Source organism: Stenotrophomonas sp. YJH_SMC_58 (assembly GCF_059369635.1).
In genome coordinates this window covers 141,928-167,851 of the sequence record NZ_JCAFSW010000002.1, presented here as the reverse complement: position 1 = coordinate 167,851, position 25,924 = coordinate 141,928, and the positions used below count along the sequence as shown (strand labels likewise).

The 25,924-nt window shown below is 66.3% G+C and carries 22 protein-coding genes and 1 riboswitch; of the genes, 14 read left to right on the top strand and 8 right to left on the bottom strand.

What is annotated here, in order from left to right; translation table 11 throughout:
- Positions 1-25: 25 nt before the first annotated feature.
- Complete coding sequence (gene ettA / locus AC5P68_RS03275) at positions 26-1,690, bottom strand: energy-dependent translational throttle protein EttA (RefSeq protein WP_184013778.1); 1,665 nt, start codon at positions 1,688-1,690, stop codon at positions 26-28.
- Positions 1,691-1,942: 252 nt separating this feature from the next.
- Between ettA and AC5P68_RS03270 the strand changes: the two genes are divergently transcribed.
- The 6 genes from AC5P68_RS03270 to ribD all read left to right on the top strand — a co-directional run bounded on the left by AC5P68_RS03270 (position 1,943) and on the right by ribD (position 6,942).
- The gene (locus AC5P68_RS03270) at positions 1,943-2,416 is read left to right on the top strand and encodes an RcnB family protein (RefSeq protein ID WP_111188430.1); all 474 of its coding nucleotides are present in this window, start codon (positions 1,943-1,945) and stop codon (positions 2,414-2,416) included.
- A gap of 186 nt (positions 2,417-2,602) precedes the next feature.
- Positions 2,603-3,856 carry a serine hydroxymethyltransferase gene (gene glyA, locus AC5P68_RS03265; RefSeq protein WP_088436092.1) on the top strand — a complete coding sequence of 418 codons (1,254 nt, stop codon included), beginning with the start codon at positions 2,603-2,605 and terminating at the stop codon, positions 3,854-3,856.
- A 124-nt stretch (positions 3,857-3,980) separates the two neighbouring features.
- Positions 3,981-4,454: a hypothetical protein gene (locus AC5P68_RS03260; RefSeq protein ID WP_184013779.1), complete on the top strand. Its 474-nt coding sequence runs from the start codon at positions 3,981-3,983 to the stop codon at positions 4,452-4,454.
- 6 nt (positions 4,455-4,460) lie between these two features.
- Positions 4,461-4,907, top strand: a complete 447-nt coding sequence (locus AC5P68_RS03255) for a hypothetical protein (protein WP_111172559.1) — start codon at positions 4,461-4,463, stop codon at positions 4,905-4,907.
- 149 nt (positions 4,908-5,056) lie between these two features.
- Positions 5,057-5,578, top strand: a complete 522-nt coding sequence (nrdR, locus tag AC5P68_RS03250) for a transcriptional regulator NrdR (protein ID WP_004143350.1) — start codon at positions 5,057-5,059, stop codon at positions 5,576-5,578.
- Between the two features lie 278 nt (positions 5,579-5,856).
- Entirely contained in the window at positions 5,857-6,942 is a 1,086-nt protein-coding gene (ribD, locus tag AC5P68_RS03245) for a bifunctional diaminohydroxyphosphoribosylaminopyrimidine deaminase/5-amino-6-(5-phosphoribosylamino)uracil reductase RibD (protein ID WP_049402416.1), read from the top strand.
- Between the two features lie 75 nt (positions 6,943-7,017).
- Here the strand turns inward: ribD and AC5P68_RS03240 are convergent, their stop codons facing one another.
- The 3 genes from AC5P68_RS03240 to AC5P68_RS03230 all read right to left on the bottom strand — a co-directional run bounded on the left by AC5P68_RS03240 (position 7,018) and on the right by AC5P68_RS03230 (position 9,143).
- The gene (locus AC5P68_RS03240; protein WP_229295554.1) at positions 7,018-7,353 is read right to left on the bottom strand and encodes a hypothetical protein; all 336 of its coding nucleotides are present in this window, start codon (positions 7,351-7,353) and stop codon (positions 7,018-7,020) included.
- Between the two features lie 133 nt (positions 7,354-7,486).
- Entirely contained in the window at positions 7,487-8,371 is an 885-nt protein-coding gene (locus AC5P68_RS03235) for a hypothetical protein (protein ID WP_231522714.1), read from the bottom strand.
- 151 nt (positions 8,372-8,522) lie between these two features.
- Complete coding sequence (locus AC5P68_RS03230; RefSeq protein ID WP_033834706.1) at positions 8,523-9,143, bottom strand: hypothetical protein; 621 nt, start codon at positions 9,141-9,143, stop codon at positions 8,523-8,525.
- Positions 9,144-9,330: 187 nt separating this feature from the next.
- Positions 9,331-9,476: riboswitch (FMN riboswitch) on the top strand.
- Between the two features lie 74 nt (positions 9,477-9,550).
- Between AC5P68_RS03230 and AC5P68_RS03225 the strand changes: the two genes are divergently transcribed.
- The 5 genes from AC5P68_RS03225 (at position 9,551) to thiL (ending at position 13,470) form a co-directional block, all read left to right on the top strand.
- Positions 9,551-10,153, top strand: coding sequence for a riboflavin synthase (locus AC5P68_RS03225; RefSeq protein ID WP_033834707.1), 603 nt, complete (start codon positions 9,551-9,553; stop codon positions 10,151-10,153).
- Complete coding sequence (ribB, locus tag AC5P68_RS03220; RefSeq protein WP_033834708.1) at positions 10,150-11,250, top strand: 3,4-dihydroxy-2-butanone-4-phosphate synthase; 1,101 nt, start codon at positions 10,150-10,152, stop codon at positions 11,248-11,250. Before AC5P68_RS03225 ends, ribB begins: the two co-directional genes overlap by 4 nt.
- 193 nt (positions 11,251-11,443) lie before the next feature.
- On the top strand, positions 11,444-11,911 hold the full coding sequence (gene ribH, locus AC5P68_RS03215) for a 6,7-dimethyl-8-ribityllumazine synthase (RefSeq protein WP_005408061.1): 468 nt from the start codon (positions 11,444-11,446) through the stop codon (positions 11,909-11,911).
- Positions 11,908-12,387 (top strand): transcription antitermination factor NusB, encoded by a 480-nt coding sequence (nusB, locus tag AC5P68_RS03210; protein WP_012479139.1) that lies wholly within the window; start codon positions 11,908-11,910, stop codon positions 12,385-12,387. Before ribH ends, nusB begins: the two co-directional genes overlap by 4 nt.
- Before the next feature lie 120 nt (positions 12,388-12,507).
- A complete protein-coding gene (thiL, locus tag AC5P68_RS03205; RefSeq protein WP_049402384.1) occupies positions 12,508-13,470 on the top strand; it encodes a thiamine-phosphate kinase in 963 nt (320 codons plus the stop codon).
- 255 nt (positions 13,471-13,725) lie between these two features.
- Here the strand turns inward: thiL and AC5P68_RS03200 are convergent, their stop codons facing one another.
- Both AC5P68_RS03200 and AC5P68_RS03195 read right to left on the bottom strand, forming a co-directional pair.
- Positions 13,726-14,100 (bottom strand): DUF805 domain-containing protein, encoded by a 375-nt coding sequence (locus AC5P68_RS03200; protein ID WP_049402382.1) that lies wholly within the window; start codon positions 14,098-14,100, stop codon positions 13,726-13,728.
- 127 nt (positions 14,101-14,227) lie between these two features.
- On the bottom strand, positions 14,228-14,638 hold the full coding sequence (locus AC5P68_RS03195) for a hypothetical protein (RefSeq protein ID WP_049402380.1): 411 nt from the start codon (positions 14,636-14,638) through the stop codon (positions 14,228-14,230).
- Positions 14,639-15,106: 468 nt separating this feature from the next.
- Between AC5P68_RS03195 and AC5P68_RS03190 the strand changes: the two genes are divergently transcribed.
- From AC5P68_RS03190 to AC5P68_RS03180, 3 genes are all read left to right on the top strand, one after another.
- Positions 15,107-17,932 carry an autotransporter family protein gene (locus AC5P68_RS03190; protein WP_288419736.1) on the top strand — a complete coding sequence of 942 codons (2,826 nt, stop codon included), beginning with the start codon at positions 15,107-15,109 and terminating at the stop codon, positions 17,930-17,932.
- Positions 17,933-18,122: 190 nt separating this feature from the next.
- On the top strand, positions 18,123-21,626 hold the full coding sequence (locus tag AC5P68_RS03185) for an autotransporter family protein (RefSeq protein ID WP_495222505.1): 3,504 nt from the start codon (positions 18,123-18,125) through the stop codon (positions 21,624-21,626).
- Positions 21,627-21,818: 192 nt separating this feature from the next.
- Positions 21,819-23,840, top strand: a complete 2,022-nt coding sequence (locus AC5P68_RS03180; protein ID WP_111188263.1) for an acyltransferase family protein — start codon at positions 21,819-21,821, stop codon at positions 23,838-23,840.
- A gap of 22 nt (positions 23,841-23,862) precedes the next feature.
- Here AC5P68_RS03180 and AC5P68_RS03175 read toward each other — a convergent pair whose 3' ends face one another.
- A complete protein-coding gene (locus AC5P68_RS03175) occupies positions 23,863-25,248 on the bottom strand; it encodes an FAD-binding oxidoreductase (RefSeq protein ID WP_049433199.1) in 1,386 nt (461 codons plus the stop codon).
- Positions 25,245-25,889, bottom strand: a complete 645-nt coding sequence (locus tag AC5P68_RS03170) for a metal-dependent hydrolase (protein WP_049402372.1) — start codon at positions 25,887-25,889, stop codon at positions 25,245-25,247. The genes AC5P68_RS03175 and AC5P68_RS03170 overlap by 4 nt, the downstream gene beginning before the upstream one ends.
- Between the last annotated feature and the right edge of the window lie 35 nt (positions 25,890-25,924).

The following is a 25,924-nucleotide window of genomic DNA, read 5'->3' as shown; positions in this document are numbered from 1 at the left end:
CGCGAGCGCGGCCTTTCCGGTTGCCTTACTTCAGCGCCTTGAAGCGCAGGCGCTTCGGCGCGGCGTCGTCGCCCATGCGGCGGCGCTTGTCTTCTTCGTACTCGCGGTAGTTGCCCTGGAAGAACTCCACGTGCGAGTCGCCTTCGAACGCCAGGATGTGGGTCGCGATGCGATCCAGGAACCAGCGGTCGTGCGAAATGACGAAGGTGTTGCCCGGGAACTCCAGCAGCGCATCTTCCAGCGCACGCAGGGTTTCGATGTCCAGGTCGTTGGACGGTTCGTCGAGCAGCAGCACGTTGCCACCCTGCAGCAGGGTCTTGGCCATGTGCAGGCGGCCACGCTCACCACCGGACAGCGAACCGACCATCTTCTGCTGGTCCTGGCCCTTGAAGTTGAAGCGGCCGATGTAGGCGCGCGACTGGATCTCGATGCCGTTGATGTTGAGGATGTCCAGGCCGCCGGCGATTTCCTGGAAGACGTTGTGGTTGCCTTCCAGCTTGTCGCGGCTCTGGTCCACGTAGGACAGCTGCACGGTCGGGCCGATCACGATCTCGCCCGAATCCGGCTTTTCCTGGCCGGTGATCATCTTGAACAGGGTCGACTTGCCGGCGCCGTTCGGGCCGATGATGCCGACGATCGCGCCCGGCGGAATCAGCATCGAGAGGTTGTCGATCAGCAGGCGGTCGCCGAACTTCTTGGAGACGTTCTTGAACTCCATCACCATGTTGCCCAGGCGCTCGCCCGGCGGAATGAAGATTTCGTTGGTCTCGTTGCGCTTCTGGTAATCCTGCGACTGCAGCTCTTCCAGGCGGGCCAGACGGGCCTTGCCCTTGGAGCGGCCGCCCTTGGCGTTCTGGCGCGACCACTCCAGCTCCTTCTGGATCGCCTTCTGGCGGGCCTTTTCCTGGTTTTCTTCCTGCTTCAGGCGCTCATCCTTCTGCACCAGCCATTCGGTGTAGTTACCCTTCCACGGAATGCCGCGGCCGCGGTCCAGTTCCAGGATCCACTCGGCGGCGTTGTCCAGGAAGTAGCGATCGTGGGTAACGGCCACCACGGTGCCGGTGTAGCGCGCCAGGAACTGTTCCAGCCATTCCACCGACTCGGCGTCGAGGTGGTTGGTCGGTTCGTCCAGCAGCAGCATGTCCGGCTTCTGCAGCAGCAGGCGGCACAGCGCCACGCGGCGCTTTTCACCACCGGACAGGTTGGCGATCTTGGCATCCCACGGCGGCAGGCGGAGCGCATCGGCGGCCACGTCCAGCTGGTTTTCCAGGGTATGCGCATCACCGGCGGCCAGGATCGCCTCCAGGCGCTCCTGCTCCTTGGCCAGCGCGTCGAAGTCGGCACCTTCCTCGGCGTAGGCGGCATACACCGCTTCCAGCGCAGCCTGCGCCTGCAGCACTTCGCCCACGCCTTCCTCGACCGACTCGCGCACGGTCTTGTTCGGGTCCAGTTCCGGTTCCTGCGCCAGGTAGCCGACCTTGATGCCCGGCTGCGGGCGGGCCTCGCCCTCGAAATCGGTGTCCACGCCGGCCATGATCTTCAGCACGGTGGACTTGCCGGCGCCGTTCAGGCCCAGCAGGCCGATCTTGGCACCCGGGAAGAAGGACAGCGAGATGTCCTTGATGATCTGCCGCTTGGGCGGGACCACCTTGGACACGCGGTTCATGGTGTAGATGTATTGCGACGACATGAGGTCTCCGTAGGCGCGGCCCTGCACCCGACCCGTCACGGGAACATCCCGTTGCGGCAGCGGGCACAGACTGGAATGGAATACCGCCAATTATAGCCGGAACCGGTTCCGGGCCGCGCCCGGCGCAGGGGCGCCGGCTGGCCGTGGCCTGAATACTCCGTCACAGTCCTGCAGCGGGAAGCGTTTCCAGCCGGAAACGGTTCAGATCGGTTGCGCAATATGGGCTCACCACCACCCAAACAGAGGTCTGACATGCGCATCAATCGAGTAATGGCCAGCGCCGTGGCCTCTGTGCTGGCGCTCGGTGCCGTGGCTCCCGCCTTCGCCGACAACGACCACCGCCGCGGCCACGACCGCCGCGAGTGGCGCGAGGACCGCCGCGAGTGGCGACAGGACCGCCGTGACTGGGAACGCGACCGCCGCGAGGCCCGGCGCGACTGGGAACGCGACCGCCGCGACTGGCACCGCGACCATGACCGCTACTACCGCCCGGCACCGCCGCGCGTGGTCTATCGTCCGGCCTACGGCCCGGGCTATGGCTGGAAGGTCGGCCACCGCTATCGCGACTACTACCGCGGCCCGATCTACGTGGTGAACGACTACCCGCGCTACAACCTGCGTCGCCCGCCCTACGGGCACCAGTGGATCCGCGATGACCGCGGCAACATGCTGCTGGTCGCCATCGCGACCGGTGTGATCGCCCAGTACGTACTCAGCAGCCGCTGAGGGGCGCGGCTGGGGTCGGATCCCTTTCCAACGGAAAGGGCTCTGACCCCACGACATCAATCGAAACCATACGGGGCCGGATTCCTTCGGGGATGCCGGCCCCGTCTGTTTCGGCCCCAGCGGGCCGGTGCGGGGCTACAATCGAGGGCTGAGCCGTACCCCTTTCCCTGCCTGCTGGAGTACCCGATGTTCCCGCGTGACGTCCGCATCGAATCCTACGATCCCGAACTGGCCAAGGCCATTGCCGCTGAAACCCAGCGCCAGGAAGACCACGTCGAGCTGATCGCCAGCGAGAACTACACCAGCCCGGCGGTGATGGAAGCCCAGGGCAGCCAGCTGACCAACAAGTACGCCGAAGGCTACCCGGGCAAGCGCTACTACGGCGGCTGCGAATACGTGGACATTGCCGAGCAGCTGGCGATCGACCGCCTCAAGCAGCTGTTTGGTGCCGACTACGCCAACGTGCAGCCGCACAGCGGTTCGCAGGCCAACCAGGCCGTGTACTTCGCCCTGCTGCAGCCGGGTGACACCATCCTTGGTATGAGCCTGGCCCACGGCGGCCACCTCACCCACGGCGCCAAGGTGAATGCTTCCGGCAAGCTGTTCAACGCCGTGCAGTACGGTGTGAACGATCAGGGCCTGATCGATTACGACGAAGTCGAGCGCCTGGCCCTGGAGCACAAGCCGAAGATGGTCGTGGCCGGCTTCTCGGCCTACTCGCAGGTGATCGACTGGGCGCGCTTCCGCGCCATCGCCGACAAGGTCGGTGCGTACCTGTTCGTGGACATGGCCCACGTTGCCGGTCTGGTCGCCGCAGGCGTCTACCCGAGCCCGCTCGAGCACGCCCACGTGGTCACCTCCACCACCCACAAGACCCTGCGCGGCCCGCGTGGCGGCATCATCATCGCCAAGGGCGCCGACGAAGACCTGGTCAAGAAGCTGCAGTCGATCGTGTTCCCGGGCATCCAGGGCGGTCCGCTGATGCACGTCATCGCCGGCAAGGCCGTGGCCTTCAAGGAAGCGCTGGAACCGGGCTTCAAGGCCTACCAGCAGCAGGTGGTGAAGAACGCCCAGGCGATGGCCAATACGCTGATCGAGCGTGGCTACAAGATCGTCTCCGGCGGCACCCAGAACCACCTGATGCTGGTCGACATGATCGGCAAGGACGTGTCCGGCAAGGACGCGGAAGCGGCGCTGGGCAAGGCCCACATCACCGTCAACAAGAACTCGGTGCCGAACGACCCGCGTTCGCCGTTCGTGACCTCGGGCCTGCGCCTGGGCACCCCGGCGGTGACCACCCGTGGCTACGTCGAACAGGACTGCGTGGACCTGGCCAACTGGATCGCCGACGTGCTCGACGCGCCGAACGATGACGCCGTCATTGCCCGCGTGCGCGATGCCGTCAGCGCGCAGTGCCGCAAGTACCCGGTCTACGGCTGATCAGGGCCGGGGTCAGAGCCCTTTCCTGGCGGAAAGGGATCCGACCCCGCCTTCCGGATCGACGCAGGGGGCGGATCCCTTCCCGCAGGGAAGGGCTCTGACCCCGACATCAGGAATCCCGCGCATGGATGAGCGCCGCCTCAAGTACCTGTACATCGCACTGGCGGTGCTGTTCGGCCTGCCCAGCCTGTTCTTCGGCGGTGCCGGCGCCTGCATCGCCGTGGTCATGGGCGTGATCGGGCTCGTCTCGCTGGACGCGGACAAACTGTTGTTTGCCGCCGGCATGCTCGCGTGGGGATCCTGCGCGATCACCGGCCTGGTGGCCTGGGTCGCACTGAGCATCGTCTGGCTGCGCGATGGTGCACGCGGGCTGCACATGGCATCACGCCGCTGGTGGCTGCTGCTGGGCCTGGGCGTGCTGGCAGGCCTGCCCTTGCTGGCGATGGCGCTGTATTACTTCGCCGAGCTGGGTTCGTCCGTGCTCAGCGGGCTGTTCGCCGGGCCGTCCCTGTTGGTGCCCACCGGTACGTTGATCCTCCTGCGGCTGCGTGCTGACGCCCTGGGCGAGCCATCCGGCCGGGCGCGATCAGAGGTGTAGGCCCGCGTGGATGAGCGCCGCCTCAAGTACCTGTACACCGCGCTGGCGGTGCTGTCTGGCCTGCCCAGCCTGGTGGTGGGCGGTGCCGCAGCGACGATGCTGCTGCTGACGGGGCTGGGCCAGTTCGGTCATGGCACGCTGGCCTCGGTGACGGTGATGCCGTTGTGGGGCCTGGCCGGCATTGCCGGCTGCCTGGCCTGGTTGTGGCTCAGCGCGGGTTTTCTGATGCAGGGGCGTGCCGGGCTGCACGTGCACCGCCTCTGGTGGTGGATGCTGCTGGCAGGCGGTCTCGCCGCCTTGCCCCCGCTGGGGCTGGCGCTGTGGTGGGGCATCGCCGTGCATGCCGAAGGCAACGGCTTGTTACTGTTGGGCCCACCGCTGCTGGTGATGGCAGGGCATCTGGTGTGGCTGCGTTGGGCGCGCGCGGCCTCGGCGCCGCCGGCACCCGCTTGAACGCGCAGCGCTGACCGCGCAGAAGGCTCGGTTCGACCGAAATGCAGGCACTTCCGCGCAGAGAGCATTTGCTGCCGGGCCCCTTCTCAGGTACCTTTGCGACGCTGCCATGACCGTGGCAATAGGTACTTCCCTGAGCCAGGCGTTCCATGCATTGCCCCTTCTGCCAACATGCCGATACCCGGGTCATCGACTCGCGCGTCTCTGAAGACGGCGCGACGATCCGCCGTCGGCGTGAATGCGAAGCCTGCGGCGAGCGCTTCAGCACCATGGAAACAGTCGAGCTGAAGCTGCCGGCCATCGTCAAGAGCGATGGCACCCGCGAAGCGTTCGATCAGCGCAAGGTACGTGCTGGCTTCGACCGCGCGCTGCAGAAGCGTGCGGTGGCCGAAGACAAGATCGAAGCGGCAGTACGCGCTGTGGTCCACCAGCTGCGCATCAGCGGCGAGCGCGAAGTGCCCTCCATCAAGGTCGGCGAGTTCGTCATGAACGAACTGCGCAAGCTCGACCATGTCGGCTATGTGCGCTTCGCTTCGGTCTACCGCAGCTTCGAGGACGTGGCCGATTTCCGCGAGGAGATCGAGAAGCTTGAACGCGACCTGCCGTCCAGTACCGAACAGCTGCAGCTGCTGGGCGATGTCATCGCCCTGACCAAGAAGAAGAAGGGCTGACCACCTCTGCCCTGGTGGGTGCCAACCTTGGTGGGCACTGATGGCATGGGTCTCCTTCGCTCTGGTGGGCGCCAACCTCAGTTGGCACTGATGGCATGGATCTCCTTTGCTCTGGTGGGTGCCAACCTTGGTTGGCACTGATGGCATGGATCTCCTTTGCTCTGGTGGGTGTCAACCTTGGTTGGCACTGATGGCATGGATCTCCTTTGCTCTGGTGGGTGCCAACCTTGGTTGGCACCGATGGCGTGGATCTACACCGGCGGCGTTACCATGGCCGCATGACCACCCCGTTCTCCGTCCTCGACCACCTGCACATGGCCAACGCGCTGCGCCTGGCCGAGCGCGCTGCCTATACCACCCGCCCGAACCCGATGGTCGGCTGCGTGATCGCCCATGGCGAACGCGTGGTCGGGCAGGGCTGGCACCAGCGCGCCGGTGGACCGCACGCCGAAGTGTTCGCGTTGCGCGAGGCCGGTAGCGAGGCGCGCGGTGCCACCGCCTACGTCACTCTGGAGCCCTGTGCCCACTACGGGCGCACACCGCCGTGTGCACTGGCGCTGATCGAAGCGGGCGTGTCGCGCGTGGTTGCCGCAATGCGCGATCCGTTCCCGAAGGTCGATGGCGGTGGCTTTGATCTGCTGCGCAATGCCGGCATCGAGGTCGCCGAAGGACTGATGGCGACGCAGGCACGTGAGCTCAACAAAGGCTTCCTGTCACGCGTGGAGCGCAATCGGCCGTGGTTGCGGGTGAAGCTGGCCGCGAGCCTTGATGGGCGTACCGCGATGGCCGACGGCAGCTCCAAGTGGATCACCGGTCCAGCCGCACGCGAAGACGTGCAGCACTGGCGTGCGCGTGCTGGTGCAATCCTGACCGGCGCCGACACCGTGCTGGCCGACGACCCGATGCTGACCGTGCGCCTGGCCGATACCGAAGTGATGCCACCGTTGCGCGTGGTACTCGATTCGCGCCTGCGTTCGCTCGAATGTAGTCGCGTGCGCGAGGACGGGGCACCGACGCTGTACCTGCACGATGCGGCGGTGAGTGCGCCGGATGCGGCGGACGCAGAATTTGCCAGCGTGCCCAGCGCAGAGGGACGGTTGGATCTGGGCGCGGTGCTGGCCCTGCTGGCCGAACGCGGCATCAACGAAGTGCATACCGAAGCCGGCGCGACGCTGGCCGGTGCCTTGCTGCGCGGCGGCTGGGTGGACGAGCTGCTGCTGTACCAGGCCCCCACACTGCTGGGCGACGGCGGACGCCCGTTGCTGACCGGCCTCGGCATCGATGCCATGGACCAGCAACGCCGCCTGCGGGTGGTTGACCAGCGCCAGGTCGGCGAGGACATCCGGCTGCTGCTGCGGCCGTGAGGGAATGGCGGTATCTCCGGCGTCGTCAGGTGCCCTTGTCCTCGTCCTCGTCTTCGTAGGCGGGGCACTGTTCTTTCACTGCTGCTTCCACAGCACGTGCAGGTCGCGGCAGTAGGCACTGAGCGCTTCCCCCGCCAGCTCTGTCGACTTCGACCGTAGTCTGCGGCGGCTGATGCCGTCGTCGTACTCGTCCGGCAGGACCGTCGGTGCACATCGATCGTGGTACTGCAGGAACGCGCAGCAGTCGTCGTTCTCGCTCAGCTGTGCATCAATGTCCCTGTCACGTAGCTGGTTCGACTCGAAGGCAACCGATGGGCGGATGATGAAGGTCTTGGGCCTGTACGCTTCGACCTGCCCACACACCATCAGCGCCAGCAGCATGACAGTAGTCGACGTCGTACGATGTTTCATGCGGTTGCCCCGGTGGAAGAGGGCAACCGCATTGACATGCAGGCCGCGCAAGGCCATGCAACGGTTCTGAAAGTGCAGTCGCCCTTGTCGTCGGCGACGATGAGCCGAGCGTGGGCTCGGCTCTATACGTGGCTTACGCGCACTCGTCGGTCCACATCATTTCGGCGATCGGGCGCAGCGACTTGCACTCCTGCGTCATCTCGTCGGCCGACTTCACCTGGGCCTTGGCCTTCAGTTCCTCGGCCATCGCGTCCACGCCGCCGATCTGGTCCGGTGCGATCTTCGCCACGCAGCTGCGGTGCTGCTGCAGCAACAGGTCGCAACCCGGAACGCCGGTCACCTTCGGCGCGTTGGCCGCCTGCGCGTCCTGCATCCAGTCCTCGAACGGTGCCAGCGCACCGGCCACGGTGCCCACCAGATCATCGAAGTTGCCGCTGTACCAGTAGCCATTGTCCTTGGCCGGATACAGGGTGAAGGTGCCGCTGGCCGGAACGCGCGCGCCACTCTGCAGTGCCTGGGTATAGGCATCGGTGAACTGCTTGCGCGCGGCCGGGCTGGCATCGTCGGCCAGGCTGGCGGCGAACAGCGGGCGGACCTTGCCCAGGTCGGGCACCTGGCAGCTGTAGCTGATCCGCGCCAGCTTCTGGTCTTCAACGTATTCGTTGTCTTCGATCACGCTCTTGGTCGCGCGGCACTCCGAATCGCGCAGCGCCTTGGCATACAGCGCTTCGGTGCCCGCAGCGTCGACCTTGGCGCCGGTGCTGGCCAGTACCGTCTGCCAGGGTTCGGCCAAGGCCTTGGCCAGCGCACCCGGGTTCGGGGTCACGGCGTCCTGGCCCTCGAACGCCGGCTTCAGTGCGTCGTTGAGCGTGCGCGTGGCGGCCGCGTCGTCTTCCAGCAGCACGCGTGCATACAGGTCGAAGGCCTGCTCGGGCGTCAGTTGGGCCGGTGCTGCGCTGGCAATCAGCGGGGCGCACAGCAGCACGCTGGCCAGAAGGGTTCGGGTGGGGGTCTTCATGACGGTGTTTTCCTGTTCCAGACGCGCGCAAGCCTAGCGCATCTGCCCACACTTTCGATGGCGCGATGCAACCAGGTGACGGTGTGCAGCGGACAAAAAACGGGCCCCTTGCGGGGCCCGTTCGATCGCACGACGAGGAGCGATCGTTGGATCAGAAGCTGGCGCGCACGCCAACCGAGTACTGGGTGACGTCGCGGTAGCCGGAGATTTCGCCCACCAGACCCCAGGTCTTGGTGAAGTTGATCTGGCCGCCGACGGTGCCGACCCAGGTGCCCTTGTAGTTGTTGCCGCCGTCCATGTAACCGGCCTTGGCCCAGGCTTCGGTCATGCGCGACGGCTTGCCGCGGATGCCCATGGTGACGCGGCCCAGGTTGGTGTGGTCCTTGCCGTGGTAACGCACGCCGTCATAGCGCAGGGTCGATTCGGCGTTCTGGCGAACCCAGGCGGCATCTGCGGTGAAGTCCACGCGGTCGGTCCATGGCATGTGGTAGCCGATGCCGAGCTCCGGCTGGTTCAGTTCCAGTTTCAGCGAATCCTCGCCGTAGTGGCGGGTCTTGCTGGTACGCGACCATCCGCCGAACACGTAGACCTGTTCAGCCAGCGCGACCGAACCACGCAGGTAGCCGCCGTCGACCTTCGGGTCGTCCAGTGCGTTGTCGTCAACCTTGACCTGCGTCCAACCGCCTTCGACGTAGGTGTAGCTAAGGGCGTCGGCCGAGGCCGAGAACGGGGCGGCGGCCAGCAGGGCGGCCACGATCAGGATCTTGCGCATGGGAATTCCTGTGAATTTCAGTCCATTGGCGGGCCTGCCGTCGCGGCTGCCCGTGGCGACATCATGTCGTCCAGGGCGGAATTTTAATGAAAGTTTTACAAATTGCGAGCGACGGCCGTCACAGCTGCGGCATCCGACCCCGTTCAGCCTGGGCTGTTACACTGGTCACGCCGGTTCGCCGGTATACAAACGTCTTCAGGGCGGGGTGCAATTCCCCACCGGCGGTAGGTGCGCAAGCACGAGCCCGCGAGCGCCCCGGCCCACGGCCGGGGGTCAGCAGATCCGGTCCAATGCCGGAGCCGACGGTCATAGTCCGGATGAAAGAAGACGGTGCCACAGGGCTCATGCCCTGCGTGCGCCTGTTTGCCTTGCGGCGTTTTTCGCTCACTTTTCGCGGAGAACGTTACTTGTTTACTGGAATCATCGAAGGCGTCGGCCGTCTGGCCGCACGCGAATCCATCGGCGGCGATGTCCGCTTCACCTTCAGTGTCGGGAATCTGCCGTTCGACAACGTGCAGATGGGCGAGAGCATTGCCATCAACGGCGTCTGTCTCACTGTCATCGCATTCGACGCCAGCAGCTTCCAGGCCGATGCCTCCACCGAGACCCTGGGCCTGACCACGCTGGGCCAGCTGGGCGAAGGGGCAGTCATCAACCTGGAACGCGCCATGCGGCCAACCGACCGCCTCGGCGGCCATCTGGTCAGCGGCCACGTCGACGGCCTCGGCCAGGTGCTGTCCATCCACGAAGACGCGCGTGCCCAGCGTTGGCGTTTCGCCGCGCCGGCCTCGCTGCGCCGCTACATCGCCAAGAAGGGCTCGATCTGCGTGGATGGCGTCAGTCTCACCGTCAACGAAGTGGACGATGAAGGCTTCGAAGTCGCCCTCATTCCGCACACCGTGGCCAACACCGCGTTTTCCGCTACCGGCGTGGGCAGCGCGGTGAACCTGGAAATCGATCTGGTCGCTCGGTATGTCGAGCGGTTGTTGGGTGAAGGAGCCCGCGCATGAACTTCGCACCCATCCCCGAAATCCTGGAAGACATCCGCCTGGGCCGCATGGTGGTCATCGTCGATGACGAAGACCGCGAGAACGAAGGCGACCTGATCATGGCCGCCGAGCTGGTGAAGGCCAGCGACATCAATTTCATGGTCACCCACGGCCGTGGCCTGGTGTGCCTGCCGCTCACCCGCACGCGCGCGGCCGATCTGGGCCTGGCGCCGATGGTGCAGGCCAATACCGCCCAGTTCCAGACCAACTTCACGGTCAGCATCGAGGCTGCCGAGGGCGTTACCACCGGCATCTCGGCGCATGACCGCGCGCACACCATCCGCACCGCGGTGAAGCCCAATGCCAAGCCATCGGACCTGCACCAGCCGGGCCACATCTTCCCGCTGATCGCCCAGCCGGGCGGCGTGCTGACCCGCGCCGGCCACACCGAAGCCGGCGTCGACCTGGCCATGCTGGCCGGGCTGGAGCCGGCCGGTGTGCTGGTGGAGATCCTGAACCCGGATGGCAGCATGGCGCGCCGCCCGGAGCTGGAAATGTTCGCCCGCGAGCACGGGCTGAAGATGGGCTCCATCGCCGATCTGATCGCCTACCGCCTGGCCACCGAAAAGACCGTTGAACGCGTGGACGAGCGCGAGATCGACACCGAGTTCGGCCCGTTCAAGCTGGTGACCTACCGCGACCGCATCGCCCACGACATGCATTTCGCGCTGGTGCGCGGGACCCCGGATGCGGACACCCCGACCCTGGTACGCGTGCAGGTGGAAAATCCGCTGGCTGACCTGCTGCATTGGCGCCGTGACGACTTTGGCGTGGCCGCCACCGATGCCCTGCGTGCGATCGATGCCGAAGGCAGTGGCGTGATGGTGGTGCTGTCGGCCCCGCGCGACGGCGAAGCCCTGCTGGCCCGCCTGCGCCAGCAGCCGGCGCCGGTGGTGCCGGGCAAGGACAAGGATGTGGGCCAGTGGCGCCGCAATGGTGCCGGCGCGCAGATCCTGTCCGACCTGGGCCTGGGCAAGCTGCGCGTGCTGGGCACCCCCCGCCGCCAGATCGGCCTGGCCGGGTACGGCCTGGAAGTGGTGGAGACGGTGACCCTGTAATGGGTAGTGCCGGCCGCTGGCCGGCAACCGCATCCCCGGGCTTGCCGGCCAGCGCCCGGCACTACCGGTGGGTGCCGACCCCTGCCATCGGTGGATGCCGACCGTTGGTCGGCACGCCCTTGCGCGCCCGCCAGCCACGGCCGGGGTCCATCCACGCTAGAATTACCCCCTTATCGAGTCCCCCAAGCCGCATATGAGCCACTTCGAAGGCGATCTTCGCACTCCCGAATCGGCGCGCTTCGCCATCCTGGCCAGCCGCTGGAATGCCCGCATCACCGACACGCTGGTCGCTGGCGCCCGCCAGAGCCTGGCCGGCAACGGCATCACCGAAGCCAACATCGACGTGATCCGCGTGCCGGGTGCCTGGGAGCTGCCGCTGGTGGCCGCGCGCCTGGCCGCTGCCCACGAACACGCCGCCATCCTCACCCTGGGCTGCGTGATCCGTGGCGATACCCGTCATTACGAGCACGTGGCCGACCGCTGCGCTGAAGGCTTGATGCGCGTGCAGCTGGATTTCGGCGTGCCGGTGCTGAACGGCGTGCTGGCGGTGGAACGCGTTGAAGACGCCGAGGCCCGCGCAGGCGGCAGCCACGGCAACAAGGGCGAGGAAGTCGCACTCGCCGCATTGGAAATGGTCAATCTTCTGGAGCAGCTGCCATGAACAAGAACACCCAGGGCAAGCCCTCCGGTAAACCCGTCCGCCGCGATGGCGTCGATCCGGTGCTGCGCTCGCGCGCACGCCGTCGCGCGGTGCAGGCCATCTACGCCTGGCAGATCTCCGGCGGCAACGCCCAGTCGCTGATCGCCCAGTTCGCCCACGAGCAGGCCCGCGAAATCGCCGACCTGGCGTATTTCGAGGCGCTGCTGCACGGTGTGCTCGACAACCGCCGCGACATCGACGAAGCGCTCGGCCCGTACCTGGACCGTGGCATCGAAGAAGTGGACGCGATCGAACGCGCGGTGCTGCGCCTGGCCGGCTACGAGCTGCGCTACCGCCTGGACGTGCCGTACCGCGTGGTGATCAACGAAGCCATCGAATCGGCCAAGCGCTTCGGTTCCGAACATGGCCACACCTACGTCAACGGCGTGCTGGATCGTGCCGCCGTGGAATGGCGCAAGGTCGAATCGGGTCACTGACCCACCCGTGGTAGTGCCGGCCGCCGGCCGGCAGCTGCAGGGATCCTGAGGTTGCCGGCGAGCGGCCGGCACTACCGCCCACCGCGCCTTGCGCGGCACGTACAACAGCGGGAACGCCCCATGTCCCTGGCCGAATTCGCCCTCATCGACCGCATCCGCGCCCGTACCCTCGAGCGCGACGACATCCTGCTCGGCATCGGCGATGACGCCGCGCTGCTTCAGCCGCGTGCCAATGAACAACTGGTGGTTACCGCCGACACGCTCAACAGCGGCGTGCACTTCCCGGTGGAAACCCCGGCCTTCGACATCGGCTGGAAGACCCTGGCGGTCAACCTGTCGGACCTGGCCGCGATGGGCGCGCGGCCGGCGTGGTGCACGCTGGCGTTGTCGCTGCCGGAAGCGTCTGAAGACTGGATCGAGGCCTTCGCCGATGGCTTCTTTGCCCTGGCCGACCAGCACGACATCGCGCTGATCGGCGGCGACACCACGCGCGGTCCGCTGTCGCTGTCGGTGACTGCGATGGGCCAGGTCGGGCGTGGCCAGGCGCTGCGCCGCGACCGCGCACAGGTGGGCGATGACATATGGGTGAGCGGCACGCTGGGCGATGCCGCCGGTGCGCTGCGCCTGTGGCAGCAGGGCGCGCTGAACCTGGCCACCGCCACGTTGCTGGCCGACTACGAGAGCCTGCGCCTGCGCCTGCTGCGGCCGACGCCGCGTGTGACCCTCGGCCTGCGCCTGCGTGCCTTCGCGCATGCGGCGGTGGATGTGTCCGACGGCCTGCTGGCCGACCTGGGCCACATCGCCACGCGCAGCAACCTGGCCGCACACGTCGATGCCGATTCGCTGCCGATCTCGCACGCGCTGCGTGAGCTGCTCGGCCGCGACGATGCGCGCGATTGCGCATTGCGTGGTGGCGACGACTACGAACTGTGCTTCACCGCCGCCGCCGACCAGCGCGATGCGCTGCATTACCTGGCCGAATCGCTGGACCTGCCGCTCACCCGGATTGGTCGTATTGCCGAAGGGCTGGGCGTGCACGTGGATGGCGAAGCCGCCGACGGCGGCTATCAGCACTTCGCGTAGCCGCAGCGGTACTGCCCTGCTGGGTCAACCTTCGGGGTGGGGCCAGATCGATGTTGCTCTGGTAGGTGCCAACCTTGGTTGGCACGAATGTGTCAGCCGCGCGTGCCCACACCGTGTCGACCAAGGTCGACACCTACCCGGGCGGAGGCACATCGATGTTGCTCTGGTAGGTGCCAACCTTGGTTGGCACGGATGTGTCAGTCGCGCGTGGCAACACCATGTCGACCCAGGTCGACACCTACCAACGTGGTCTGGTTATACGTGCGGAACCGGCGCACCGAAGCGATTGTCGCCCGGCGTGCTGGGCAGCACCAGGAACACCAGCAGCACCAGGCTCGCAAACGGCACGAACGCCAGCAGCATCCACCAGCCCGAGCGATCGGTATCGTGCAAGCGGCGAATGGTTGCGGCAATGCACGGCAAGGCGAACACCAGCCACATCACTACGCTCAGCCCGGTAGCGACCAGCGCCAGGCCCTGCGAACCACTGTGACCGGCATAGAAGCTCAGCAGATACAGCGGGATCGAGACGATCAGGATGAACAGCTGGAACCACCAGAACTCGCTGCGGCTTGCACGGCCATTGAACTGTGCATAGCGTTTTGTTAGTGGGGTCATCATCTTGTGCATCAGTTCCCTCCAGGAAAGAAAAGAGCACTATCGACACCGGTGCACTGACGGGCCATACAATTTCTTGCAAACACGGGCCCCAATTGCCCCGAATGTGGGCACATCGACAGCTGCCATGGTTGTGTGCTCACGTGCAGTGCAACTGCACATCCACATATTGAGACAGCCCTCGGCACGCCAGAAGCAAGCCTTCGCGCACGTCCTCTCCAATCTGTTGATCTTCATCGCCATCCACACGCGTCCGTTCGCTCGCATGCAGCAGTTCCAGCAACACGGTCAGCCCGGCATTGGCGCGGTCCGCGCGTGCCATGGCCATCCGGTGACCCGACGTGTGGCCCTTCTTTGGCCAGGGTTGGCCGTCGGCGGCGTCTACCTGGCGGATGCGCTGCAGGCATGCCAGCAGCGTGGTGGCTGAAGGTGCGGTACTGCCTTGGGTGGCACTGAGTGTGGTTTCGAGCGCACGGGCGATGGCCTCGGGCAGTTCGTTGGCGGCCTCGCCGAGGGTGGCGAACAGGTACGGGTAGTGTGTGGCAGTCATGGCGGCTTCCTTGTGCGTGCGACGAAGGGGCCACCCTGCTTAACAGCGAGGGTGGCGGACGGTGCGTGGTTGCAATACCGGTGACCGATGTACAAACGCCGGCGGGCACAATGACCCCATGCACCGCCCGCCATGTGAGCGCGGACAGAATGCCTGCCGACGCCGCCCGGGGGATGGACGACGCCGGCAGGCAAGCGTAAACAACATCGATCAAACGGGATTGCAAGGCCGTGCCACCCGTTGTCGGTGGCGCCACATGATTCGCATGCAGTGTCATGTATGCCAATGAGAAAGATTTGAAAATTCAAAGAAGGTGCAGACGCGTGGTGCGCGCCTCGGCATGGCAATCGCGACATTCCTGTAGAGCCCACGCTCGGATCATCGCAATCTGATCGAAAAGCGGCCGAGCATGGCTAGGCTCTACAGCAACAGCGTTGTGCGGGCGAACTGCAAGAAGAGACAATCGCGATGGCGCATGTCTTGTCTGGCTGGTTGCAGCCTTCATACTGCGGATGGATTTGCAACAAGTTGCATGGCATTCGGTGGCGTACCGGGGCGAAAGTTCCTGCCTATACCATCTTTCGATTCCTGGACGCCATGAACAGCCTCACCCGACAGCCTCTGGCGGCAGCATTGGTGCTGGCCCTGGTTCTACCCGCAGCATCGGTTGCCGCCGCTCCTCCCGGGATGCCTTGCCCGAGCATTCCGCGCCCGGCCAATCCGGGTGATCCGGCTGTAGAGGTGTCCTACCTGTGCGGCGTTGAAATCGCCGCCCACGATCTCTGGTTCGATCGGTCGCTGGAGGTCTACGACGCCACCGTGATCGGCAGTCGCGATCGCTGGCCCGGCGTGGAGATGGATATCAATCAGCGTGGTTATCTGGTGATGGAAGACAGCCGGGTCGAGACTGCAGGGACGATGTCCGACGCCGTGGTGATGACCAGCAACCATGTGGACGGCGCAAGGATCAGCCGGTCGCACCTGCGGACCTCCGGCGAGGCTTCGACGGGGCTGTACGTAGGCAATATTTCGCCGGACGCGTCAGGATTCATCGCCAAGGCGAATACGACCACCGTGATCGACAGCTCGATCTTCACGCAGGGCCAGGATAGTGCGGGCGTCGCGCTCGAGCCCAGTGCGTGGCTGCAGCTGCGCAACGTGGACATCGCGACCCAGGGTGACAGGGCGTTCGGCCTCTGGAACTATCGATCGGATGTGGCCATGCAGGGCGGCAGCATTCGCACAGCGGGGGAAGACAGTACGGGACTCTACGTCGAGTCGGGTCACATTGGTTTCGGAGGCTCGTCGTACGCCTACGCGGGTCGTGCCCAGCTGTACGGCGTGCAGGTTCGCGTTGCGGGCAGCGGCAGCAGCGGCATCATCGCAGGCTATCGCGGCGCTGACGCGGGCCGTGCAGGCATGGGCGCCGAACTGATGCTGCAGGACAGCCACGTGCAGGCGCTGCAGGGCGATGCAGTGCGCTTCCTCGATGGCGATGCCAATCGATTGGATATGGTCAATAGCGCGGCAGAGGGCAGCGACGCCGCGCTGCGTATGGCGGTGCGGCATGGCCAGGCACAGCTGAACCTGCACGCATCGCAGTTGCTTGGCGGAGGAACTGCGGCGATCGTCCTGGAGGCACCCGATACTCGCCTGCAGCTGCACGCGCAGGCGGGCAGCGTACTTGCGAACGAGCGCGGTGCACTGTTCGATATCGGCCGCTTCGCCGCGGCCGATGTCCAGCTGCAGGGCAGCCTGATGCGGGGGGGCGCCCGCGTCGCGGATGTTGGTCGGCTCGATGTCGCATTGCGCGAGCGCAGCGTCTGGCAGGTGGACGGCAACGCCATGGTCGATCAGTTGAGTGTGCAGCGCAGCGAAGTGTCGCTGGCCAACGGCCATGCAGGCGATCGCTTCGTCGTGCGCGGCGATCTGCTTCTTGATGAAGGTCACCTGCGCCTGGATACGGTGCTTGGCGGCGACGCTGCGGCCAGTGATCGCTTCGACGTCCAGGGCGATTTCCTGGGCAATGGTACGGTCTCGGTGGTCGGCGTTGGCGACGGGGCCGCAACCGACAAGGGAATCCCTTTGATCACCGTGGGCGGGCAGTCGCTGGCGACGCTGGCCCTGTCTGGTCGTGCGGTCGGCGGCATGTATGAGTACTTCCTGCATCACGATGGCGCCGATGGTGACTGGTACCTGCGCTCGCAGTTGTCCGCCGTTGACCCATGTGATGACGATCCGACCCTGCCCGGCTGTGGTGTCGATCCAGTACCCGATCCCGATCCAGTACCCGATCCCGATCCAGTACCCGATCCGACACCCGATCCGACACCGGAGCCGGGCCCTGATTCGACCCCGGAAGTTCCATCACTGCCTGACCCGGCAGGCGTGCTGCGACCGGAAGCGGGTGCCTATCTGGCCAACCGGTGGGTGCGACAGGCGCTGCTGCAGGCTCGACAGCATCTGGCCACGAATGAGGGGCAGGAGGGCGTACGGGGGTGGACCCGCGTCGATAGTGGCCAGGCACAACTGCCGGGCCTGGTGGATCAGCTGCAGCAGTCGGCGCAGTGGAACAGCCTGCAGCTGGGCGCCGACCTGGGCGTGTTCGACGCCGGGCGTGGCCGCGCTGGCGTGCTGCTGTCGTCCGGGCGCGCCGATGCGCAGTCGCGCTCGACCCTGACCGGCTATGCCGCCCGCGGCCGGGTGCAGTCCAATGCCCTCGGCGTGTACGCCGGTTGGCAGGGTGAGGCCGCTTATGTGGATGCTGCAGTTGTGCATGCACGCTTCCGCAATCGCGTGCAGGGTGATGCGCTGGCGCCAGAGCACTACCGGTCGCGCGCACGCCAGGCATCGCTTCAGGCCGGCTACCGCCTGCCGCTGGGCACGCTTGGCGGCACCGCGTTGACCTTGCAACCGGATGTACAGATCGTCCAGTTCCGCGATCGCGGCAACCTGCACGTGGAGACAACCGGCACCTCGATCGCACATCCAACCAGTACCGCGTGGTCACGGCGCCTGGGGTTGCGCCTGGAGGGGCAGGGTGCCGGAGGAGAGGGCGCAGTGGTCAGTCCATGGCTGGCCGCCCACGGGTATCGTGATACTGGTCGATCCGAGCTCGGTTTCGGCAACGAGACAATCGCCGGTATTGCACCGCGCAGTCGCTACGAAGTGGGAAGCGGGGTGCGCATCCAGTTCCGGGGCGGCCTGTCCGCCTGGGGCGGCCTCAACGTCTCGCGTGGTGATCACGGCTACCGCCAGACGAGCGCACAGCTCGGCGTGGCACGGCGCTGGTAGCACAGCATCGTTGTAGCGCCGGGCCTACGCCCGGCGGCGTTCCTGGCTGCCAGCACGGGTCTGCAATGCGGGCCGCGCAACGCCCGATGAACCCACCGACCCCTGTACTGCCTGATTGCAACAAGTTGCATGGATGAGCTCTGCGACAGAAAGGACCATTTGCGACATTGCCTTTCGTCGGAGCGCTTTCATGTGTCGCAATCATCGTGTCGTCCCCCCTTTGGGGCTGCTTGCTGGCGTGCTCGCCGGCTTCTCGGCGCATGCGCAACAGGTCATCGCCGACGGTGATGAGCAGACGCCTGCAGCCGGTGAATATCGAGCCTACAGCAGTGACGCTGCGCCGGTATTCCACGCGCTCAACGGCGGTTCGATCATTCCCTCAGGATCGGTGAATCTCTACCAGTGGGGCGACGGCGTTCCAGCTGCCCGGGTCGAGGGCTCGGGAAGCCGCGTTGCGCTGGAAGGGGGCAGTATCTTCTCTGGGGGGAGCAGCGCGCCCGGCATCTCTATTGGCACGGGAGGATACGCCCGTCTTTCCGGCGTGCATCTGGAAACCCGCTATTCGGGTGCCGTGGCGGTGGCAGTTGATGGTGAAGGGAGCCGGGTCGTGATCGAGGGTGGCAGCATCCAGACCAACGGCAGGCGCGCGCATGGCATCTCGGTGGGTGCCGGCGCGGTCCTGCAGGCGTCCGGCACACGCATCACAGTGAGTGGTGAGAGCAGTAGCGGCGTTCTGGTCGAGGGAGGGGACGTTGCTCTGGAGGATCTGCATATCCAGGGTTCTGACAAATGGCCCACGGGCCCTGCGGTCGACGTATCAGGCGGCCTGCTGCGGATGCGGGGAGGGACGATCCTGGCGGGAGGTGGACACGCCTTGAATGCGAGCGGAGGGACCTCGACGCTGGACGGGGTGCTGGTGGAACTGCCGGTGGGCCCGGGAGAGGGCATCATGGTTGCCGGCACAGCGCACGTGATGCTCAGGGACGTACGAATTGTCGAGCAGCCCATGGCACCCAGCGATACCGATGCCATCAGGGTGCAGGAGAACGCCAAGGTGACGCTGGATCGTGTCGCGATCGATCTGAGCGACGAGAATCGTGGATTCACGGCGAAAGGGCTGTCCCTGGAGGCCGGCGCAACGGCAACGGTCAATGACAGTCGCATAGATGCCGGAGCGGGTGCAGCTATCGAAAGCTACAACGGCACGCTGGTTGTTGCCGACAGCGAACTGAGCGGCGCCGTCGCTCTGGTCCTTGGCAGCAGTGCTGTCGCGGTATCCGGAAGCCGATTGCGCAGCAATGGGCCTCTGCATCGCGCCATCGACATGCGCAGTGATGGAAGCCGGCTGAGCCTTCACGACAGCAATGTTTACGCAATAGGCAATGCGCTGGCGATGACTGGAGCGGACAATCACGTCGACGTCGTGGGCAGTCGGCTTGAAGCCTCTGAGGGAGAAGACCGGTATTTCCGCGCCGGCCTGCGGCTTTCCGGCGAGCGAAGCACGGCCCATGTCGATGCCAGTGTGGTTGTGGGCGGCACCGGCGTGAGCCAGTCTGGAAACACCTCGCTGGATGTGCGCCATTCGGAACTGCAGTCCACATCCGCGGGGGGCGCGGCGCTGTGGCAGGAAGGTGGCGTGGCGAAGGTGCATGAAAGCACGCTGCGCGCATCTGGCACCGGTGCGGCTGGCTTATGGGTCGATGGCAGGCATTCTGCCACGCCGCAGGCCGAGGTGATCGGATCCTGGGTTGAAACGACTGGTGACGATTCGCCTGCGGTGGTTGCACGCGATGGCGGCACAGCGCACTTGCAGGAAAGTGCCGTCGTCACGCGAGGTGCCCAGGCGCATGGCGTACTGGCAGCGGGTACGGGCGAAATCGTCCTGCATGACACCCACGTATTGACCGAAGGCGAGGGCTCGTGGGCGGCAGTGGTCAACGATGGCGGCCGCCTGCAGATCGATGGCGGATCGCTGGTGAGCCAGCAGCACGGCGGTGCCTGGATCCGTTCCATGCGTGATGCCGGACTGGCGCTGGGCAAGGGCGCGCTGCTGTACGGTGGCAACGGCATCGCCGTGCAGCTGGATGCGGCCGTGGCCGGTCGCTTCGACCTGGCCTTGGCGGAGGGCGCGCGGATGCAGGGCGACATCGTCATCAATCCCGACGATCTGGCGGCGGGCCGGGGGCCGCAGTCGGAGCTGCACGTGCGCCTGTCGGAGGGCTCGCTGTGGGTGGGCCGCTCGGATCGGCTGCACGGCGTCACGCTGGACAGTGGCAGCCAGTGGACGTTGACCGGCGATACCGCGGTCAAATCGCTGCGGGTCAACGGCAGTGGCCTTGCACTGTCCGACGGGCGCGTTTTCAACACGTTGACTGTGGCTGGTGATCTGGATACGACCGCTGCGACGTTCCTGTTCAACGGTGCATTGCAGGGCGACGGGTCGATGATCGACCGTCTGCACGTGCGCGGCGATGCGTGGGGCGATGCGCAGGTAATGGTAAACAACGTCGGCGGCCTCGGTGCGCAAACGTTGGACGGGATCGAACTGATCCGGGTCGATGGCGCGTCGCTGGCCCGCTACACGCTGGCCGGACGTGCCGTGGCGGGTACGTATGAGTACTTCCTGCACAAGGGGGGCGTGGCCGGCGGCGAGGGCAACTGGTACCTGCGCTCCGAACTGCCGACGACGCCCGACCCGTGCCAGGTCGATCCGTCGCTGCCGGACTGTACGCCGATAGACCCGATCGATCCGGTCGACCCCATCACTCCGCCTCGGCTGCTGCGACCGGAAGCCGGTGCGTACCTGGCAAACCAGTCGGCTGCGATCAACATGTTTTCCCATCGTCTGAACGACCGCATCGTTACCGTCCCGCTGGATGAAGGCCGTGCCGCGTGGGCGCGCGTGGGCCGGCAGCAGGCGGACTTCAGCGCGGTCGGCGGTCAACTGTCGATCGACGGCAACACCTCGGTGCTGCAGATCGGCAGTGACCTGGTTCGCCGAGGCAATGCAGCGTTCGGCGTGATGTTGGGCACGGGTCGTGCCGACAGCAGCGCAGTGTCCGATCTGACCGGCTACAACGCCAAGGGGCGGGTGCGTGGCAGCGCGGTGGGTGTGTACGGCACCTGGTTGCAGGCGGCTGACGGCACGCAGGGCGCGTACATGGATGCGAACCTGCAGTACGGCCGCTTCGATAACCGGGTGCAGGGCATCGGCCTGGCGCCGGAGCACTACGATTCGCGCATGGCCAGTGCGTCGCTGGAGGCCGGCTACACCTTCAACGTGTGGCAGGGCAGCGCCAGCGCGCTGTATGTGCAGCCGCAGCTGCAGCTGAGCCAGGTCGATTTCCGCGCCGATCGCCACGTGGAGAGCAACGGCACGGTGATCGACCAAGCCGATGCCGGTGGCCTGAGCGGGCGTTTGGGCGTGCGCGTGTTTGGCCATGGCACTGCAGCCGGCAATACGGTGCAGCCGTACCTGGCCGTGAACTGGCTGCGTGGCAGCGGCACCAGCGCGTTGCAGTTCAACGGTGACACGCTGGGCGCGGATATGCCGCGCAATCGCTATGAAGTGCAGGCCGGTGTCGAGCTGAAGCTGGGCCAGCGCTGGGGCGCGTGGGGTGGCGTGAGCGTGCAGCGCGGCGACCACGGTTACCGCAACGTGGGCGGCCAGCTGGGCCTGCGCAAGGCCTGGTAAGCGGGCTTGCAGCGGGGGCGGATTCCATTGTCTGGGCAATGGGCTCTGACCCCACTGCTGCTGTAGAGCCGAGCCCATGCTCGGCTCAACGCGATCTGGACGAAGGGCCGCTGAGCGGGGCTCGGCCCTGCAGTGGCCCACAGGCTGCATCGAACCTAAACACACCCCCGCCCTGTCGCGATCGTCCATTGAATGACTGCGCAAACGGTGGCGATGCTGCCGGATCGCTCGCTGCCGGTCACCCGCATGTCCCCTCCCGAACGTTCCCACAATGCGGCCATTGACGGCCTGCGCGCATTGGCGGTGCTGGCCGTCATCCTGTTCCACACCAATGCGGCATGGTTGCCCGGTGGCTTCACCGGCGTGGACCTGTTCTTCGTGGTGTCCGGCTTCGTGATCAGCCAGTCGTTGGCCTCGCGCACCCATGCGTCGCTGGGCGCGCTGTTACTCGATTTCTACCGGCGTCGCGTGCTGCGCCTGCTTCCCGCGCTGCTGGTGATGCTGATGGCGACCTTCGTGCTGTCGGCACTGTTCATTCCCCGCGCATGGCGCAATGAGCAGTTCGACCAGACCGGCTGGTCCGCGTTGGTCGGCTTCAGCAACATCGTGCTGGCGGGTCAGCAGAACGACTACTTCTCACCCGGCGCGGAATTGAACCCTTTCCTGCACACGTGGACGCTGGGCGTGGAGGAACAGTTCTACCTGGTCTTCCCGCTGCTGTTCTTCGTGTGGCTGCGCGGGCGTGAGCGCTGGCCGTGGTCGCATTGGTTGTTGCCGGTGCTCACCCTGCTGTCGCTGGCGTGGGCAGGCTGGCAGGCGCAGACGGCACCGGCGGCAGCGTTCTACCTGCTGCCGGCGCGGTTCTGGGAGCTGGCCGCGGGCGCGCTGCTGTACCAGTGGATGCGCACGCGCACGCCGGGCCAGAACGCTGACATGGTCGCAGCGGCCGGCCTGGCGATGCTGGCCGCAGGTGTGGTGATCGCCCCGCAGCTGGCGATGCCGGTGCCGGGGGTGCTGGCGACCGTGGCCGGTACCCTGCTGCTGTTGGCGAGCGTGTCGACAGCGGGGTCATCGCGCATTGCCCGCGCGCTGGGCTGCGCACCGCTCGCCTACCTGGGGCGCCTGTCCTATTCGCTGTACCTGTGGCATTGGCCGCTGCTGGTGCTGCTGCGCTGGACCTACGGCCTGCACGGTGCTGCGCTGTGGCTGTATCCGGTACTGCTGCTGGCGGTGTCGGCCGCGTCCTACCACTTCGTCGAACGCCCATTGCGCCGTGCGGCGCCGCTGCTGCGGCTGGCACCGGGCAAGGTGCTGGCGATGGCATTGCCGCTGGTGGCGCTGTGTGGCGCGGGTGCCTGGGCCACCGTGGAGTACCACGAGCAGGTCTCGCTGAGCGTTACCCGTGACGGCTATGCATGGCGGGCGCGGCGCTACCCGGCATGGCGCCCATTGGAGCCGGTGAGTGCGCCGGCGCTTGAAGGGCGGCGACTGTTCGTGTCCGGCGATTCGCACGCGGCGGCGTATCGCACCATGGCCAGCATGGTCGCGCGCCAGACCGGCATGGAGGTGCGCCAGCAGGATCGCGGCGGCTGCAGCTTCGTCAACCTGCTGCGGGCCAGCCCGTCCGACTGCCAGGGCTTCATTGAGGACGCGTTGTCGACCATCGAGCGCGAGGCGCGCCCCGGTGACTTCGTGCTGCTGGCGGCCCTGCGAATGCCGGAGCTGCGCGGATTTGACTGGCAGCGGGAGGATGCACAGCAGATCTATCGTCAACTGCTTGCCGAGCGCACCCCGACCCATGCGCAGGCCGCGCGTGATGAGGCTGATCGTGTTCTTGGACGTCTGCAGAAGCTGGGCGTGCATGTGGTTTTGGATGCACCGCTGCCGTTGTTCAAGGCCGGTGCGTACCGCTGTTCGGACTGGTTCAACCGCCGCAATCCGGCTTGTGCCGGCGGTCTGAGCATGCCGCGTGCGGATCTGGAAATGCTGCGCGTGCCGCAGATGGCACTGCTGGCGGACCTGGCCGCACGTTACCCGTCACTGACCGTGTGGGATCCGCTGCCGTTGCTGTGCGGGCCAGACACCTGTTCGGCGGTGGAAGACGGTGAACCCCTGTTCTTCGACAATGACCATCTGAGCGGGCATGGTAATCGCGTGCTGTTGCCCAGCTTCCGCCAGACCCTCATCGACAGCGTAGGCAGCGCGCCCCGGTAGCGCCGGGCATGCCCGGCGGCGTTCACACCGGCGGCAGCACTTTGCCCGGGTTGAGGATGCCGTCCGGGTCCAGCGCGGCCTTGATCGCGCGCATCGTCGCCAGCGTGGCCGGGCTGAACGCCTGCGCCATGAAATCGCGCTTGGCCAACCCAATGCCATGCTCGCCGGACAGCGTGCCGCCCAGTGACAGCGTCAGTTCGAAGATCTTCGGCAGTGCGGCATGCGCGCGTGCGTTTTCGTCGGCTTCGTCCGGGTGGTAAAGAATGTTGACGTGCAGGTTGCCGTTGCCGGCATGACCGAAGGTGACGATGGTCAGGGTGTAGTCGCGCGCCAACGCCTGTACACCGGCCACCAGTTCCGGAATGCGCGACACTGGGACCACCACGTCTTCATTGATCTTGCCGGGCGCGACCGTCCGCAGTGCCGGCGACAGCGCCTTGCGCGCCGCCCAAAGCTGGTCGCGCGCGCGGCCTTCCATCGCCACGTCCAGCTCGATCATGCCGTCGCCTTCGGCGGCGCTGGCCAATGCCTGCAGCAGATAGGGCAGGGTGTCGTGGTCACCATCGGCCTCGACCAGCAGCATCGCACCAGCCTCCGGAACATTGGCGCCATTGAGCCGCAGCAGCTCCAGGCTGCGTGCGTCCATGAATTCCAGGCGGGTGGGTACCACCGGCTGCGACATCAACCGCGACACGGCGGCTGCGGCGGCATCCGCATCGCGGTACAACACGCGCAGCCCGGCCTGGCTGACCGGCAGCGGGGTCAGTTTCAGCGTGGCTTCCACGATCAATGCCAGCGTACCTTCGCTGCCCACCAGCAGATGGGTCAGATCGTAGCCAGTGGCGTCTTTGGTGTAGGCGCCGCCGCAGCGGATCACCTCGCCGGTGCCGGTCACTGCCACCAGGCCCAGCACGTTGTCGCGGCTGGTGCCGTACTTCACCGCGCGCGGGCCACCCGCATTGCAGGCCAGGTTGCCACCGACGCTGCAGATCTCCGCACTGGACGGGTCCGGTGCCCAGAAGAGGCCGTGCGGGGCCAGTGCCTGCTGCAGGGCGCCATTGAGCACGCCCGGTTGCACCACCGCGCAGCGATCGCCGGCGCGGATCTCGACGATGCGGTCCATGCGGGTGAACGACAGCACGATGCTGCCGGGTAGCGGCACGGCTGCGCCGGTGGTGCCAGTGCCGGCGCCACGTGCGACCAGAACCACGCCATACGCGCGGCAGGCACGCACCAGCGCCTGCACCTGTTCGATGCTGGCGGGCAGCGCGACGGCAGCGGGGCGCTGGTGGCGCCACGAGTTGTCCTGCGCGTTCGCCTCCAGCGCGTTGTCATCCATGCGCCAGCCATCGGCACCCAGCAGGGCGGACAGTTCGGCAACCAGGGCAGCAGGCAGGGCAGGACTCATGACGGATCTCGTGGGGCAGCAGGAGCGGGTTGGATCAGTTTCCAGGTGACAACGGCGCCAGCCAGTGGCAGCCACACCCAGCGCAGTTCCGACAGCAGGGTGGCCAGGCCGCGCGCGCTGAAGAACTGTGGGGCGAACGGTGAAACGCGGATCGGTCGCCACGGCGCGAAGAAGCGTTGTTCGCTCCAGGGCCAGGCGAGGGCCACGCCGAGGCCGCCCGAGGTCATCGCATCCAGCAACGGGTGGCTGGCAGCGCAGATGAAGACGAACACTGCCGCCTGCACGGTAGATGCCACCGTTGGCCGCGCCCAGGTAGGTGCCAACCTTGGTTGGCACGAAACCGCCGACCAAGGTCGGCGACTACCGGGCCTGTGTGGTGCCGACCAAGATCGGCGGTTACCAAAGAACGCCGGCACCGCGGCCAATGCCGCCAGCATGCCGGCAAACAGCAGCGAATGGCTGGCGCCGCGATGGCCGAACGCATCGGCGTAGGGAATGTGCAGCGCGAAGGCCAGTACATCGGCATCGGGCAGCATCGCTGCAATCACGCCGGCCGCCAGCAGGTGCGGCGGGATGCGGCCGCGATCAGCGGCGCACCACAGCGCCAGCGGCACGGCAGCATGGGTGATGATCGAAGGCATCAGTCACACACCGTGGTCGTGCCGGCCTGGCTGCG

Excerpts from the sequence above, each read along its gene's own strand:
- AC5P68_RS03190 (WP_288419736.1), top strand. The coding sequence starts at position 15,107 with ATGGCGCATGTCTTGTCTGGCTGGTTGCAGCCTTCATACTGCGGATGG.
- ettA (WP_184013778.1), bottom strand. The coding sequence starts at position 1,690 with ATGTCGTCGCAATACATCTACACCATGAACCGCGTGTCCAAGGTGGTC.
- AC5P68_RS03200 (WP_049402382.1), bottom strand. The coding sequence starts at position 14,100 with ATGCACAAGATGATGACCCCACTAACAAAACGCTATGCACAGTTCAAT.
- AC5P68_RS03185 (WP_495222505.1), top strand. The coding sequence starts at position 18,123 with ATGTGTCGCAATCATCGTGTCGTCCCCCCTTTGGGGCTGCTTGCTGGC.
- AC5P68_RS03240 (WP_229295554.1), bottom strand. The coding sequence starts at position 7,353 with ATGAAACATCGTACGACGTCGACTACTGTCATGCTGCTGGCGCTGATG.
- AC5P68_RS03175 (WP_049433199.1), bottom strand. The coding sequence starts at position 25,248 with ATGAGTCCTGCCCTGCCTGCTGCCCTGGTTGCCGAACTGTCCGCCCTG.
- AC5P68_RS03195 (WP_049402380.1), bottom strand. The coding sequence starts at position 14,638 with ATGACTGCCACACACTACCCGTACCTGTTCGCCACCCTCGGCGAGGCC.
- AC5P68_RS03230 (WP_033834706.1), bottom strand. The coding sequence starts at position 9,143 with ATGCGCAAGATCCTGATCGTGGCCGCCCTGCTGGCCGCCGCCCCGTTC.
- glyA (WP_088436092.1), top strand. The coding sequence starts at position 2,603 with ATGTTCCCGCGTGACGTCCGCATCGAATCCTACGATCCCGAACTGGCC.
- ribB (WP_033834708.1), top strand. The coding sequence starts at position 10,150 with ATGAACTTCGCACCCATCCCCGAAATCCTGGAAGACATCCGCCTGGGC.
- ribD (WP_049402416.1), top strand. The coding sequence starts at position 5,857 with ATGACCACCCCGTTCTCCGTCCTCGACCACCTGCACATGGCCAACGCG.
- nrdR (WP_004143350.1), top strand. The coding sequence starts at position 5,057 with ATGCATTGCCCCTTCTGCCAACATGCCGATACCCGGGTCATCGACTCG.
- AC5P68_RS03180 (WP_111188263.1), top strand. The coding sequence starts at position 21,819 with ATGACTGCGCAAACGGTGGCGATGCTGCCGGATCGCTCGCTGCCGGTC.
- AC5P68_RS03235 (WP_231522714.1), bottom strand. The coding sequence starts at position 8,371 with ATGAAGACCCCCACCCGAACCCTTCTGGCCAGCGTGCTGCTGTGCGCC.
- thiL (WP_049402384.1), top strand. The coding sequence starts at position 12,508 with ATGTCCCTGGCCGAATTCGCCCTCATCGACCGCATCCGCGCCCGTACC.
- nusB (WP_012479139.1), top strand. The coding sequence starts at position 11,908 with ATGAACAAGAACACCCAGGGCAAGCCCTCCGGTAAACCCGTCCGCCGC.
- AC5P68_RS03170 (WP_049402372.1), bottom strand. The coding sequence starts at position 25,889 with ATGCCTTCGATCATCACCCATGCTGCCGTGCCGCTGGCGCTGTGGTGC.
- AC5P68_RS03260 (WP_184013779.1), top strand. The coding sequence starts at position 3,981 with ATGGATGAGCGCCGCCTCAAGTACCTGTACATCGCACTGGCGGTGCTG.
- ribH (WP_005408061.1), top strand. The coding sequence starts at position 11,444 with ATGAGCCACTTCGAAGGCGATCTTCGCACTCCCGAATCGGCGCGCTTC.
- AC5P68_RS03270 (WP_111188430.1), top strand. The coding sequence starts at position 1,943 with ATGCGCATCAATCGAGTAATGGCCAGCGCCGTGGCCTCTGTGCTGGCG.